Source organism: Serratia sp. (in: enterobacteria) (genome assembly GCF_052400455.1).
Classification (GTDB): Bacteria; Pseudomonadota; Gammaproteobacteria; order Enterobacterales; family Enterobacteriaceae; genus Serratia; species Serratia ureilytica.
In genome coordinates this window covers 4,245,097-4,257,051 of record NZ_CP185812.1, presented here as the reverse complement: position 1 = coordinate 4,257,051, position 11,955 = coordinate 4,245,097, and the positions used below count along the sequence as shown (strand labels likewise).

Annotated in this window: 14 protein-coding genes; 13 read left to right on the top strand and 1 reads right to left on the bottom strand. The window is 62.7% G+C overall.

Features of this window, described 5'->3' with window-relative positions; genetic code table 11:
• The first annotated feature begins 245 nt into the window (after nucleotides 1-245).
• The gene (locus tag ACORQT_RS20565) at nucleotides 246-398 is read left to right on the top strand and encodes a Hok/Gef family protein (protein ID WP_004937610.1); all 153 of its coding nucleotides are present in this window, start codon (nucleotides 246-248) and stop codon (nucleotides 396-398) included.
• A gap of 110 nt (nucleotides 399-508) precedes the next feature.
• Here ACORQT_RS20565 and ACORQT_RS20560 read toward each other — a convergent pair whose 3' ends face one another.
• Complete coding sequence (locus tag ACORQT_RS20560; RefSeq protein ID WP_042785348.1) at nucleotides 509-1,750, bottom strand: MFS transporter; 1,242 nt, start codon at nucleotides 1,748-1,750, stop codon at nucleotides 509-511.
• A gap of 397 nt (nucleotides 1,751-2,147) precedes the next feature.
• On the opposite strand from ACORQT_RS20560, the gene ACORQT_RS20555 reads away from it, so the two are divergent.
• The 12 genes from ACORQT_RS20555 (at nucleotide 2,148) to ACORQT_RS20500 (ending at nucleotide 11,939) form a co-directional block, all read left to right on the top strand.
• Nucleotides 2,148-2,465, top strand: a complete 318-nt coding sequence (locus ACORQT_RS20555; RefSeq protein WP_004937614.1) for a non-heme iron oxygenase ferredoxin subunit — start codon at nucleotides 2,148-2,150, stop codon at nucleotides 2,463-2,465.
• Between the two features lie 2 nt (nucleotides 2,466-2,467).
• Entirely contained in the window at nucleotides 2,468-2,776 is a 309-nt protein-coding gene (locus ACORQT_RS20550) for a recombinase-like helix-turn-helix domain-containing protein (protein WP_019456046.1), read from the top strand.
• A gap of 20 nt (nucleotides 2,777-2,796) precedes the next feature.
• Complete coding sequence (locus tag ACORQT_RS20545) at nucleotides 2,797-3,840, top strand: aromatic ring-hydroxylating oxygenase subunit alpha (protein WP_033652735.1); 1,044 nt, start codon at nucleotides 2,797-2,799, stop codon at nucleotides 3,838-3,840.
• On the top strand, nucleotides 3,837-4,592 hold the full coding sequence (locus ACORQT_RS20540; protein WP_149542291.1) for an SDR family oxidoreductase: 756 nt from the start codon (nucleotides 3,837-3,839) through the stop codon (nucleotides 4,590-4,592). The genes ACORQT_RS20545 and ACORQT_RS20540 overlap by 4 nt, the downstream gene beginning before the upstream one ends.
• A gap of 37 nt (nucleotides 4,593-4,629) precedes the next feature.
• Nucleotides 4,630-5,424, top strand: a complete 795-nt coding sequence (locus ACORQT_RS20535) for an IclR family transcriptional regulator (protein WP_046897346.1) — start codon at nucleotides 4,630-4,632, stop codon at nucleotides 5,422-5,424.
• A gap of 109 nt (nucleotides 5,425-5,533) precedes the next feature.
• Nucleotides 5,534-6,475, top strand: coding sequence for a VOC family protein (locus ACORQT_RS20530; RefSeq protein WP_197666953.1), 942 nt, complete (start codon nucleotides 5,534-5,536; stop codon nucleotides 6,473-6,475).
• Entirely contained in the window at nucleotides 6,472-7,683 is a 1,212-nt protein-coding gene (locus ACORQT_RS20525) for an NAD(P)/FAD-dependent oxidoreductase (protein ID WP_042785343.1), read from the top strand. Before ACORQT_RS20530 ends, ACORQT_RS20525 begins: the two co-directional genes overlap by 4 nt.
• Nucleotides 7,684-7,706: 23 nt before the next feature.
• Nucleotides 7,707-8,963, top strand: a complete 1,257-nt coding sequence (locus tag ACORQT_RS20520) for an MFS transporter (RefSeq protein ID WP_072627019.1) — start codon at nucleotides 7,707-7,709, stop codon at nucleotides 8,961-8,963.
• Nucleotides 8,964-8,995: 32 nt separating this feature from the next.
• The gene (locus ACORQT_RS20515) at nucleotides 8,996-9,520 is read left to right on the top strand and encodes a cupin domain-containing protein (protein WP_004937634.1); all 525 of its coding nucleotides are present in this window, start codon (nucleotides 8,996-8,998) and stop codon (nucleotides 9,518-9,520) included.
• Nucleotides 9,520-10,338, top strand: a complete 819-nt coding sequence (locus ACORQT_RS20510) for an alpha/beta fold hydrolase (RefSeq protein ID WP_164057087.1) — start codon at nucleotides 9,520-9,522, stop codon at nucleotides 10,336-10,338. The genes ACORQT_RS20515 and ACORQT_RS20510 overlap by 1 nt, the downstream gene beginning before the upstream one ends.
• On the top strand, nucleotides 10,335-11,129 hold the full coding sequence (locus tag ACORQT_RS20505) for an SDR family oxidoreductase (protein WP_033644722.1): 795 nt from the start codon (nucleotides 10,335-10,337) through the stop codon (nucleotides 11,127-11,129). The genes ACORQT_RS20510 and ACORQT_RS20505 overlap by 4 nt, the downstream gene beginning before the upstream one ends.
• Nucleotides 11,130-11,144: 15 nt before the next feature.
• Nucleotides 11,145-11,939 carry an aspartate dehydrogenase gene (locus tag ACORQT_RS20500; protein ID WP_164057088.1) on the top strand — a complete coding sequence of 265 codons (795 nt, stop codon included), beginning with the start codon at nucleotides 11,145-11,147 and terminating at the stop codon, nucleotides 11,937-11,939.
• Nucleotides 11,940-11,955: the final 16 nt, after the last annotated feature.

The following is an 11,955-nucleotide window of genomic DNA, read 5'->3' as shown; positions in this document are numbered from 1 at the left end:
AGTCTGTTGCAACGCCTTTGCGCAATTTTGCGCAGAAATGAAACGGAGTCAGTAAAAAGGAACCGGGATAACGGGGAGGATGAATATACTGCGGGCGGGTGCTCTGGATCTTTGTATCTAGAGCCTGCGTGAAAGGTACAAAGAGAAAAGCCCCGAGTCGATATTCATCAACCCGAGGCCTACTCTAACGCCAGCAACGTTAAGTTAGCCTCTTACCCGCCGCGAGGCAAGGAGAAGAAGGCATGATGCCGAACAAACGGAGCCTGTTAAAACTGGTGGTTATTTGTGCCACGGTAATATCACTGGCATGGATAACCCGTAGCACGCTGTGCGAGCTGCGGATCCGATCGGGCACTACGGAGGTTGCGGCCATTTTGGCTTACGAATCCGAACGGTAAGGCAACCCGGCGACGGGGGATGTCCCCCGTCTGCTGGTTGTTGGCGTCCAGATCCATGAGCACCCTCTCAAGGCCATTGGCTTTCTCTGCCGCAACGGTGCGGGAACAGGCTATGCCCGCTTCACCTGGCGCGCCAGCAACATGCGGCCAAACAGTGCGCCGCCCGCCAGCAGCGTCAGCAGCTGCGAGGCGATCAGTACCGCAAAACCCGAGGATACCTTGCCCTGGCTGGCCATCACCATGCCCATCGCCATCGGCACGAACGCCGAGAACAGATTGCCGATGCCGTTGATCAGCCCATAGGCGCTGCCGACCGCCTCCGGCCGCGCATAATGCTGCAGCAGCGTGGGGATCGCCGCGCCCTGCGCGCCCCAACAGGCGTTGGCCGCCAGCAGGAAGAACGCGATCCAGCCAAGCTGATGGCTGTTCATTACGCCATAGATGCACAGCGCGGTCGCCGCGCCGCCAAAGACGAAGATCAGCGGCGCCTGATAGGGGCGGATACGATCGAGCAGCACGCCGCCGAGGTATTTTGAGGCGATGCTGACGATGAAAGGCAGTGCAGCCATCCATCCCATCTGCTTGATGGAGAATCCTTTTTCATCGGTCAGGTAAGCCGGTAGCCAGGCGCTGGAGCCCCACAGGTAGCTGAGCGTGGCGATCTCGATCAGCAGGATCCAACCGAGCATCGGCGTGCGCCAGGCCAGCGCGAAGGTGTGCCAGACGCGGCTCAACACTGGCTGAGGATCGGCGGGGCGTGAAGATGAGGGTAAGGCGAGCGGATGAACGAACAGCCGCACCAGCGCCAGGCCCAACAGCAGGTTGAGCAGCGCCAGCAGGTGAAACGACATCGCCCACCCGAAGTGCGCCATCAGAAAACTCACCAGCGGAAAGCCGATCACCAGCCCCAACGAGACGCCCAGCGCGCTGACCGCGTTGGGTTTGCCGCGCTCGTCGGCGGCGAAATGATCGCTGATGTACATGGTCTTGAGCGAGAACAGCGGTCCTTCGCTGACGCCAAGCAGCGCGCGCACCGCGCACAGCAACAGCAGCGATCCCGCCAGCGGCGACGCGGCGGTGAGCAGCGCCCACAGCACCACGCTCAGCGTCAGCGCGCGGCGGTAACCCATCAGCGTTTCCAGAAACGGCGTCAGCAACATGGCGGACAGGCCGTAACCGAGTAAAAACACCGTCATCAGCGTGCCCTGATGGGCGCGGTCACCGCCGAGTTGAAAGTGTTGCAGGAAGTCGGGATTGACCAACATCACGGCGATATTAACCCGATCCGCATAGGCGATAACGATCAGAAACAGCAGGGCGATCACCCCAAACCAGCGTTGACGTTGTTGCACGGCGCGTTCCTCAGTGCGAGCGGTTGACGAATTCAGGCAGCAGTAAACTCACCTGCGGATGCCATTACGCGCAAACGCGGGGATGAGGCCGATTTATGTAAATTTATTGTTATAAAATTAGGTGTAAAAGACAGCGAGAGCACTCTTTTACGCGCAATGCGCCGGCAGGATCAACGCAATTTTTGCCATAAATTAGCTGAAGAGCGCACAACTGACATAGGTTTTTCATATCGGTGCATTATTTCGTGATCCTTCCCGCATTTGTCATTTTTAAACAACCTTTCATTAACATTTGCCGCGCCGCTCGCTTGACGAAAGTTTCGCCAGACTTATAGTGACTGTATTAAATAAGAAACTGAGTTTCATATATGAAACAATCAGATAGAGGATAAAAGCAATGAGCTGGAAGAATGTGTGCGAAGTGTCTCAGGTGAAAGAAGATTTTCCTTTCTCCGGCAAAGTGGAAGGCAAAGAGATCGGGGTTTACCTGCTCGACGGTAACTACTATGCGCTGGAAGACGTCTGTCCGCATGCTTACGCCTTGCTCAGCCAGGGGTTTGTTGACGACGGCAAGGTTGAGTGCCCACTGCACGAAGCGCTGTTTGACGTGCGTACCGGCCAGTGCCTGCGCGAGCCGGGCGGCCGCGATCTGCAAACCTATCCCACCCGGGTGGTCGACAACCAAATCCAGATCACCTTTATCGCGGAGGAGTAATCATGCAGCACATCACCGATTTCAATCCCTGGCTGCCGGACACCCAACAGGTGACGCCGGCCCGCGAAGGCGGCAACGGTCAAATCCATCAGCCGGGCCAGTTCCGCAACGTTGTGTGGCAAAACCGTGCCCGGGTGCCGGACGGTTTCGAAACCGCGCTGGTGGCGGCGCTGGAAACGATCTTCGATCAGGGCGCGGAAGAGCTGGAACAGATCGTCAGCGCGTTGAATCAGCGCCGCCTGTTCGATCGCAGCGGCCAGCCGTGGAATGAGGCGACGTTCCGCGAATTCCTTCACGTTAACGGTTTCTGATCGACACCCGGGAGAAGACAATGACAGCAAACACAACATCCTCCGAACAGAGCTTGCAGGACTATCTTGACCAGGGGCTGCGCGGCATGTGGTATCCGGTGCTGGCCAGTTGGGAAGTAGGCAACAACCCGGTCGGCATCACCCGCCTTGAGCAACAAATCGTGGTGTGGCGCGACGGTGAAGGCCAGATACACGCGTTGGAAGATCGCTGCCCGCACCGCGGCGCGCGGCTTTCCATGGGGTGGAACCTCGGCGATCGCATCGCCTGCTGGTATCACGGGGTGGAAGTCGGCGGCGACGGGACGGTGAAAGACGTGCCGGCGGTGGATCGCTGCCCGCTGGTGGGGCAAAAATGCCTGCGCGCTTACCCGGCCAAAGAAGCCTACGGCGCGGTGTTCCTCTATTTTGGCGTGACGGCGGATGAAGCGCCGGCGGAGCTGACTTTCCCGCAAGAGCTGGCGGACGAAGCGTCGTACAGCCACTTCCTGTGCACCGCCAGTTGGAACTGCAACTACCAATACGCCCTGGAAAACGTGATGGATCCGATGCACGGCACCTACCTGCACTCTTCCTCGCACTCGATGGCGGAAGGGGATCGCAAGGCGGACATGGGGCTGGAGCCGACCGACAGCGGGTTTATCTTCAAGAAAAACGGCCAGATCGGCGTCAACTTCGACTGGGTGGAGTTCGGCAACAGCGGCGCGTATTGGATGCGTCTGTCGATCCCGTACAAAAAACGTTTCGGGCCGGGCGGCCACTTCTGGATCATCGGCATGGTGGTGCCGGAAGACAAGGATCACTGCCGGGTATTCTTCTGGCGCATCCGTAAGGTCAAAGACTGGCAGCGCGACATGTGGCGCTTCATGTATCGCAATCGCCTGGAATCATTGCATTGGGACGTCCTCGAGCAGGATCGCATCGTGCTTGAAAACATGGCGCCTAACGCCCGTGGCCGCGAATACCTGTACCAGCACGACGTCGGTCTGTCGCGCCTGCGCCGCCTGATGCAGAAAGAGGCGCAGAAACAGCTGGCGACGCTGCGCGAGCGGGAGGCGGCGCAGTGAACGGCCTGCTGAACGGCAAGCGCATCGTGGTCACCGGCGCGGCGCGCGGTCTGGGCTACAGCTTCGCCGCCGCCATTGCCGCTGCCGGCGCGCAGGTGGTGATGTGCGACATTTTGGCGGATGAGCTGGCGGCGAGCGGCGCCGCGCTGCGCGAGCAGGGCGCTCAGGTAGAAACGCAAATCATCGATCTGGCCTCACCTGATTCGATCCGTTCGGCGTTCGAGAAGATCGCCACAGGCGGCGGGATCGACGGGCTGGTGAACAACGCGGCGCTGGCGACCGGCGTCGGCGGTAAAACCATGATGGAATACGACATCGATCTGTGGGATCGGGTAATGCAGATCAACGTGCGCGGTACCTGGTTGGTGAGCCAGGCGGCAGTGCCGCTGCTGGCGCGCAACCCGCACGCCAAGATCGTCAACGTGGCGTCGGACACCGCGCTGTGGGGCGCGCCGCGCCTGATGGCCTATGTCGCCAGCAAAGGCGCGGTGATCGCGATGACGAGATCGATGGCGCGCGAGCTGGGCCCGCAGGGCATCTGCGTCAACGCTATTGCGCCGGGCCTGACGCGGGTGGAAGCCACCGAGTATGTGCCCGCCGAGCGCCATCAGCTGTATGAGCAGGGGCGCGCGCTGGCCGGGGCGCAGCATCCGGACGATGTGAACGGCACGGTGCTTTATCTGCTGTCGCCGTTGGCGGATTTCGTCACCGGCCAACTGCTGCCGGTCAACGGCGGCTTCGTATTCAACTGACGGCCCGCAGGGCAGGCGCACAGCGCAGGAGCGAGAGATGGCGGACGAGCAAGCATGTAAGTATCTGATCCCGGGACTGGATCGCGGATTGCAGTTGCTGCTGGCGTTTGGCGAGCAGCATAAGGAAATGACCTTTGCCGAGTTGCATCGCCTGGTCGATATGCCGAAGGCCACCGCCTACCGCGTGGTGCAGACGCTCGAGCACCTGGGCTTTCTGGAGCGCAATCCGCGCACCAATACCTTCGCGCTGGGCATCAAGGTGCTGCGTCTCGGTTTTGAATACATCGCGTCGCTGGACGTCGCGCAGGCCGGCCAGCCGGTGATCGAACAGCTGCGCGATCGCAGCCAGTGCAGCAGTCATCTGGCGATCCGCGACGGGCGCGACGTGATCTATATCGCCCGCGTCAGCGCCGCCGGTTCTCAGATCAATCAGGTCAGCGTCGGCACCCGTTTGCCGGTGCACCAAACCTCGCTCGGCCGCATGTTGTTGACCAGCGCCACCCGCAGCGAGTTCGAACAACTCTATCCGGACGTGCAGCTGCCGGGCAACGCGCCGGGCACCCCGGCGGATCGCGAAACGCTGTGGCAGATGGTGCAGCAAGACAAGGCGCGCGGCTATGTAATCGGCGAATCGTTCTTCCGCCACGGCATCTCCTCGATCGTCTACCCGATCTTCAACCGTGAGCAGCGGGTCGAGGCGGTGGTCAGCATCATGGTGCCGTCCGATGAGATCCCGAAAGCGGATCGCGAGCGGCTGCGCATGGAAGTGCGCGATGCGGCGGAGAAAATTTCCGGCTTCCTCGGCGCGCCGCCGCAGGCCAACGTCGGCTAACCGACAGGACCGACTCTTTCACTCAGGCAGGGATAAGGCCCACAGCAAACAGGGGCCGGGGTTCAGTCATGCCTGAAAACCGTATACAGCGAGAACGTGAGGCTGAGCAATGAGCGTAATCGGAATCGAAAAACTGGAGTTTGGCGTCGAAGATCTGCCAACCTGCGAAAAATTCATGCATGACTTTGGCCTGCAGCCCGCCACGCAACATTGGGGCGAACCGCAGCGCGAATTCACTACCCTGAGCGGGGCGCGGGTCGTTCTGCACCCGTTGCAAAGCGCGGTGCTGCCTGCGGCGTTTGAAGGCGGTTCCACCCTGCGCCGCATGACCTGGGGCGTGGCATCGCCCGCGGATCTGGCGCGTCTGCAGCCGCGTTTGGCGTTGATGTCCGGCTTTCGTCAGGTGGGGGAAGAGCTGGAATGCCGCGATCCCAACGGCATGACGCTGCGCTTCGTCGTCAGCCGCCAGCAGGCGGTCGAAGTGCCGGTCACGCCGATCAACCAATGGGGCGACGTGCGCCGCATCGATCAACCCAGCCCGGTCTACTCGCAGGCGCAGCCGATCAATATCGGCCACGTGGTGTTCTTCGTTGACGATCTGGCGGCGACCGAGCGTTTCTACCGCGAGCTGTTGGATTTCCAGGTTTCCGATCGCTATATCGATCGAGCCGTCTTCCTGCGCACCCAGGCGCGCGGCGGTCACCATAATCTGTTCCTGCTGAAGCTGCCCAACCGCCCACGCGGCCTGAACCATGTGGCGTTCACCGTGCGCGATATCCATGAAGTGATCGGCGGCGGCATCGCCATGAACAAAGAGCAGTGGAGCACCTTCATCGGCCCTGGCCGCCACCCGATTTCCTCGGCGTATTTCTGGTACGTCAACAGCCCGACCGGCGGCGCGTTCGAGTACTACACCAACGACGATTATCTGACGGAAAACTGGCAGCCGCGCGAGCTGGAACATTCGCTGGTCTCCTTCACCGAATGGGCGGTAGAAGGCGGCATCGATCACGACACGCGCCGCCAGCATAAAAAGGCGCAAGCGTTATGAACCGGCCGGAACAGGCGGGCATTGTCATCGTCGGCGGCGGCCAGGCCGGCGGTTGGGCGGCCAAGACGCTGCGTGACCGGGGTTACAGCGGCCGGCTGACGGTGATAAGCGACGAACCCTACGATTTTTACGAGCGGCCGCCGCTGTCGAAAGCGGCGCTGCTGGATGCCGCGGCTCCCCTGAGCCGGCTGTTCAGCGAACAGGCGGTGGCGGAGCTGAACATCGACTGGCGTCGCCCGCTGCGCGCCGAGTCTATCGACGCCGAACAGCAAATCGTCACGCTCAGCGACGGGCGACGGCTGCAGTTCGAGCAGTTGCTGATCGCCACCGGCGGGCGGCCGCGTTTGCCGGGCGCCGCCTGGGCGCAGCACCCGCGCGTGATGACGCTGCGTTCCTGGGATGATGCGGCCCGGTTGCGGCAGGGCCTGCAGAGTTGCCGTCGCCTGGCGATCGTCGGCGGCGGTTGGATCGGGCTGGAGATCGCCGCTTCTGCGCGCCGTCTCGGCGTCGAGGTGACGGTGTTTGAGCGCCAGCCTGCGCTGTGCATGCGCAGCGTCGGCGCCGATGTCTCGCAGGCGTTGCTCGAACTGCATCGCCGGCAGGGGGTGACGGTGTTGTGCGGCTGCGGCGAGATCTCGCTGGAAGATCGCGACGGCGCCGCCTGGATCGGCAGCGAAGTCAGCGATCCGCAGGCCTTCGATCTGGTGGTGGTGGGGATCGGCGTCGAGCTGAATCTCGAACTGGCGCGCAGCGCCGGGCTGGCTATCGAGTCCGGCATCGTGGTCGACGGCCAGGGGCGCACCAGCCATCCGGCGATCTTCGCTGCCGGCGATGTGGCGCGCCACCCGACGCTCGGCCTGTGCCTGCAGTCCTGGGCCTACGCGCAAAATCAGGCCATCAGCACTGCCTGCGCGATGCTCGACGCCTTCGCCGCTCCGTATGACGACGTGGCCTGGCTGTGGTCGGATCAATACGACGTCAATATCCAGATCCTCGGCGTGCCGAGTGGCGGCGTGCACCATGTGGTGCGCCGCACGCCGCAGTCGCAGGTGTTCTTCACGCTGAACGCCGATCGGCAACTGGTGCAGATGGTGGCGTTCAACGACGCGCGCACCATCAAACTCGGCAAGCGTTGGCTGGCGAGCGGCCGGGTGCTGGATCCGCAGCAGCTGGCGGATGCGGAGTTTTCTTTGATGGCGTTGAAATAACGCCCGAACCTCGGGAGCGTTTTATGACTACGCAAGACATTGACGCCCGCGCTGGACGGGCGGGGGAAACCGTTGCCGAAAATCCGCAGCAGCGGGTGCGCTGGTCGGTGCCGATCGCGCTGTTCGCCTGCGTGCTGCTGGCGTTTTTCGACAAGATCAGCATCGCGGCGCTGTTTTCCGACGCCGAGTTTCAGCAGGCGCTGGGCATCGGTTTTGACCCGGCGCGGCTGGGGTTGCTGATGAGCGCGTTTCTGTTCTCCTACGGCATCTCCTCGATGCTGCTCAGCGGCATCGGCGATCGGCTTAATCCGGTCAAAGTATTGATTGGCATGATGGTGGTATGGGGCGTGCTGATGGTGTTGATGGGGCTGGTGCGCTCCTATCACGCCATGATGACGCTGCGCATTCTGCTCGGCATCGCCGAAGGGCCGCTACTGCCGATGGCCTACGCTATTATTCGTCAGGCCTTCCCGCCGCAGCTGCAGGCGCGCGCCACCATGCTGTGGCTGCTCGGCACGCCGCTCGGGGCCGCGCTCGGCTTCCCGGTCACCCTGTACATCCTCAATACCTTCGACTGGCAGGCCACCTTCTTCTTTATGGCGTTTCTGACGCTGCCGGTGATGTTGCTGGTGCTGTTCGGCATGCGCCACCTGAACGTGTCGCGTCCGGCGGCGGCGGCCAAGCCGGCGGTGTCCGAACGCCAACAGCATCGCCGCGAGCTGTTGCGCAGCCCGCATTTCTGGATGATTTGCCTGTTCAATATCGCCTTCCTGACCTACCTGTGGGGCATGAACGGCTGGTTGCCGAGCTATCTGATCAAGGGCAAAGGCATTCATCTGGAACATGCCGGTTACCTCTCTTCGCTGCCGTTCATCGCCATGCTGCTCGGTGAAGTGCTGGGCGCCTGGCTGTCGGACAAGCTGGATCGGCGCGCGCTGGCCTGCTTCCTGTCGCTGTGCGGCGCCGGCCTTGGCCTGGCGGTGGTGCTGCACCTGCAGGGCACTTACAGCGTGATCGCCGCCATGGCTTTCAGCACCTTTATGTGGGGCGCCGGCGCGCCGAATATTTTCGCGCTGTTGGCGAAGGCGACCAGCAGCAAGGTCAGCGCCACCGCCGGTGGCATTTTCAACGGACTGGGCAATTTTGCCGGCGCGCTGGCGCCGGTGCTGATGGGGGCGTTGATCGCCGCCACCGGCAATATGGATAACGGCCTGCTGTTCCTGGTGGTGATGGCGTTCGTCGGCTGCCTCATTCTGCTGCCGTTGCTGATAAAGTACTGATTAATAAATCATTTCAACAGAGGAGTGACAACATGTCTCAGGTTGAGAACAAAGCCGGCGTCAAGCCGCAGGATCTGTCGATGGAAAACTGGGTTGAGTCGCGCATCGCTCGTTTCGAAGGCCGCAAATACGACTGGAACGCGCTGAAATTCCAGGCCGATTTCGACCCGAAATACCGCCGCGCGCAGATGCGCTACATCGGCACCGGCGCCACCGGCGTGGCCAGCGACGCCAACACCATTCCGGCGGGTAATTTCACCTTCTCCACCATGGTGTTGCCGTCGAAGTGCGAGGGCCCGTTGCACCTGCACGACGACGTGGAAGAAGTGTTTTTCATGCTGAAAGGCAGCATCACGCTGATGATCCAGGATGGCGAAGAGTATTACGAAACCAGGCTGAAAGAGCGCGATTTGATCTCGGTGCCGGCGGGCGTGTATCGCGGCCTGTTCAATCACGGCGAGGAAGAGGCGCTGATGTGCGTGATGCTCGGCACCGCCAAGCCGGAGATCCCGACTTATCCGGCGGACCACCCGCTGTCCAAAGTGAAGCGTAACTGATGAACGGCCTGGCGCAACGCCAACGGGCGCGCTGCGGGGCGTATACCCTGAGCTGGCGCGAGGCCGGGCAGGGACGGCCGGTGGTGTTGCTGCATGGCATCAGTTCCGGATCCGCCTCGTGGATCAAGCAGTTTAACGACAGCGGCCTGACAGACGGTCATCGTCTGTTGGCGTGGGATGCGCCGGGTTACGGCGGCAGCCTGCCGTTGGCGGATCCGCAGGCTGACAGCGCCGGTTATGCAGCGGCGTTGGCGGCGCTGATTGATGAGCTGCAGCTGGCGCAGCCGCTGATCGTCGGCCATTCGCTGGGAGCGCTGATCGGCAGTGCCTACGCCGCCGGCTATCCGGACGGGCTATGTGGGCTGGTGTTGGCGGATCCGGCGCAGGGCTATGCCGCGGCGCCGGAGGAAAAACGCCGACAGGTGTACGGCCAGCGCCAACAGATGATGGAGACGCTGGGGCCGGTGGGCTACGGCGAGCAGCGGGCGGCGGCCTTGCTGCGCGAAGGTGCGGATCCGCAGGATATCGCCTGGGTGCGTAACGGCATGCAGCAGCTCGATCCCGACGGTTTTCTGAGTGCCGCCTGGATGCTGGCCAACGATGATATTGGCCGCTATCTGGCGCGCTATCGCGGCCCGCTGGAGGTGTGGTGCGGTGAACTGGATCGCATTACGCCGCCGGAGAAGGCGGCCGAGCTGGCGCGTGAGCAAGACGCGACGCTGCGTCTGATCGCCGCCGCCGGTCACGCCAGCTACCTCGATGCGCCGGCGTGTTTCAACCGCTATCTGCGGGACTTTACGGGAGCAATCCAACGATGAATTTTCAGCTTGAGGATCGGGTGGCGGTGGTGACCGGCGGCTCGTCGGGCATCGGTTTCGAAACTCTGAAGCTGCTGCTGGCCGAAGGGGCGAAGGTGGCGTTCTGCGGCCGCGATCCGGACAAACTGGCCGGCGCGGAGGCCAGCCTGCGCGCGGACTTCCCGCAGGCGGAGATCCTGGCGCTGCGCTGCGACGTGCTGGATGCGCAGCAGGTGGCGCAGTTCGCCGCTCAGGTGACGGCGCGTTTCGGCGGGGTGGATCTGCTGATCAACAACGCCGGTCAGGGCTTCGTCGCCCACTTTGACCAGACGCCGCGCGAAGCCTGGCTGCATGAGGCAGAGCTGAAGCTGTTCGGCGTGATCAACCCGGTGCAGGCGTTTTTACCGGCGCTGGAACGATCGGATATCGCGTCTATCACCTGCGTGAACTCGCTGCTGGCGCTGCAGCCGGAGGAACACATGATCGCCACCTCGGCGGCGCGCGCCGCGCTGCTCAATATGACGTTGACGCTGTCGAAAGAGCTGGTGGGCAAAGGCATTCGGGTTAACTCGATCTTGCTGGGGATGGTGGAGTCGGGCCAATGGCGCCGCCGTTTCGACGATCGCAGCGATAAAGATCAAAGCTGGGAGCAGTGGACGGCGGCGATCGCCGAACGCCGCGGCATCCCGATGAAGCGCCTCGGCAAGCCGCAGGAGCCGGCGCAGGCGCTGCTGTTCCTCGCTTCGCCGCTGGCTTCCTTTACCACCGGCGCGGCGCTGGACGTTTCCGGCGGCTTTAACCGCCATGTGTAGCAGGGGCCGAAAAAGATGAAGAAGATCATGATGATTGGCTATGGCGCGATGGCGAAGGAAGTGATCGCCCGTTTGCCTGAAGGCGTGGAGGTCGGCTGGATCCTGGCGCGCGCAGCTCATCATGCGGCGATCGATGAGGCTTTTGCTGGGCGCGTGCAGGCGCTGACCCATCCGGAGCAGTGTTCGCAGCGGCCGGATCTGGTGCTGGAGTGCGCCAGCCAGCAGGCGGTGGCGGAGTTTGGCGAAGCGGTGCTGCAGCGCGGTTGGCCGCTGGCGCTGATCTCGACCGGCGCGCTGGCGGATGCCGCATTGCAACAGCGGTTGCAGCAGGCCTGCCGCAGCCATCACGGGCAACTGATCGTGCTATCCGGCGCGGTGGCGGGCATGGACGGGCTGGCGTCGGCGCGCGAAGGCGGGCTGGAAAGCGTGACCTATCAGGCCAGCAAGAGCCCGGCCAGCTGGCGGGGCAGCCCGGCGGAGCAGCTGATCGATCTCGATACGGTGCGTGAAGCCCAGGTGTTTTTTGAAGGGTCGGCGCGCGAAGCGGCGCGTTTGTTCCCGGCTAATGCCAACGTGGCGGCCACCATTGCGCTCAACGGCCTGGGGATGGACGCCACCCGGGTGCGCCTGCAGGTCGATCCCGCCACCCGGCGCAATACCCATCGGCTGCAGGTATGCGGCGACTTTGGCGAATTTCACATCGAGCTGAGCGGCACCCCGCTGGCGAGCAATCCCAAAACATCAACCCTGGCGGCGCTGAGCGCGGTACAAGCCTGCCGCCGTCTGGTGGACGGCGGTTTTATTGCCTGAACGGCAGGAGCGGAGC

Bases quoted from the DNA above. Each gene is read 5' to 3' on its own strand.
- ACORQT_RS20545 (WP_033652735.1), top strand. From the start codon at position 2,797: ATGACAGCAAACACAACATCCTCCGAACAGAGCTTGCAGGACTATCTT.
- ACORQT_RS20500 (WP_164057088.1), top strand. From the start codon at position 11,145: ATGAAGAAGATCATGATGATTGGCTATGGCGCGATGGCGAAGGAAGTG.
- ACORQT_RS20525 (WP_042785343.1), top strand. From the start codon at position 6,472: ATGAACCGGCCGGAACAGGCGGGCATTGTCATCGTCGGCGGCGGCCAG.
- ACORQT_RS20510 (WP_164057087.1), top strand. From the start codon at position 9,520: ATGAACGGCCTGGCGCAACGCCAACGGGCGCGCTGCGGGGCGTATACC.
- ACORQT_RS20565 (WP_004937610.1), top strand. From the start codon at position 246: ATGCCGAACAAACGGAGCCTGTTAAAACTGGTGGTTATTTGTGCCACG.
- ACORQT_RS20520 (WP_072627019.1), top strand. From the start codon at position 7,707: ATGACTACGCAAGACATTGACGCCCGCGCTGGACGGGCGGGGGAAACC.
- ACORQT_RS20555 (WP_004937614.1), top strand. From the start codon at position 2,148: ATGAGCTGGAAGAATGTGTGCGAAGTGTCTCAGGTGAAAGAAGATTTT.
- ACORQT_RS20550 (WP_019456046.1), top strand. From the start codon at position 2,468: ATGCAGCACATCACCGATTTCAATCCCTGGCTGCCGGACACCCAACAG.
- ACORQT_RS20535 (WP_046897346.1), top strand. From the start codon at position 4,630: ATGGCGGACGAGCAAGCATGTAAGTATCTGATCCCGGGACTGGATCGC.
- ACORQT_RS20505 (WP_033644722.1), top strand. From the start codon at position 10,335: ATGAATTTTCAGCTTGAGGATCGGGTGGCGGTGGTGACCGGCGGCTCG.
- ACORQT_RS20530 (WP_197666953.1), top strand. From the start codon at position 5,534: ATGAGCGTAATCGGAATCGAAAAACTGGAGTTTGGCGTCGAAGATCTG.
- ACORQT_RS20515 (WP_004937634.1), top strand. From the start codon at position 8,996: ATGTCTCAGGTTGAGAACAAAGCCGGCGTCAAGCCGCAGGATCTGTCG.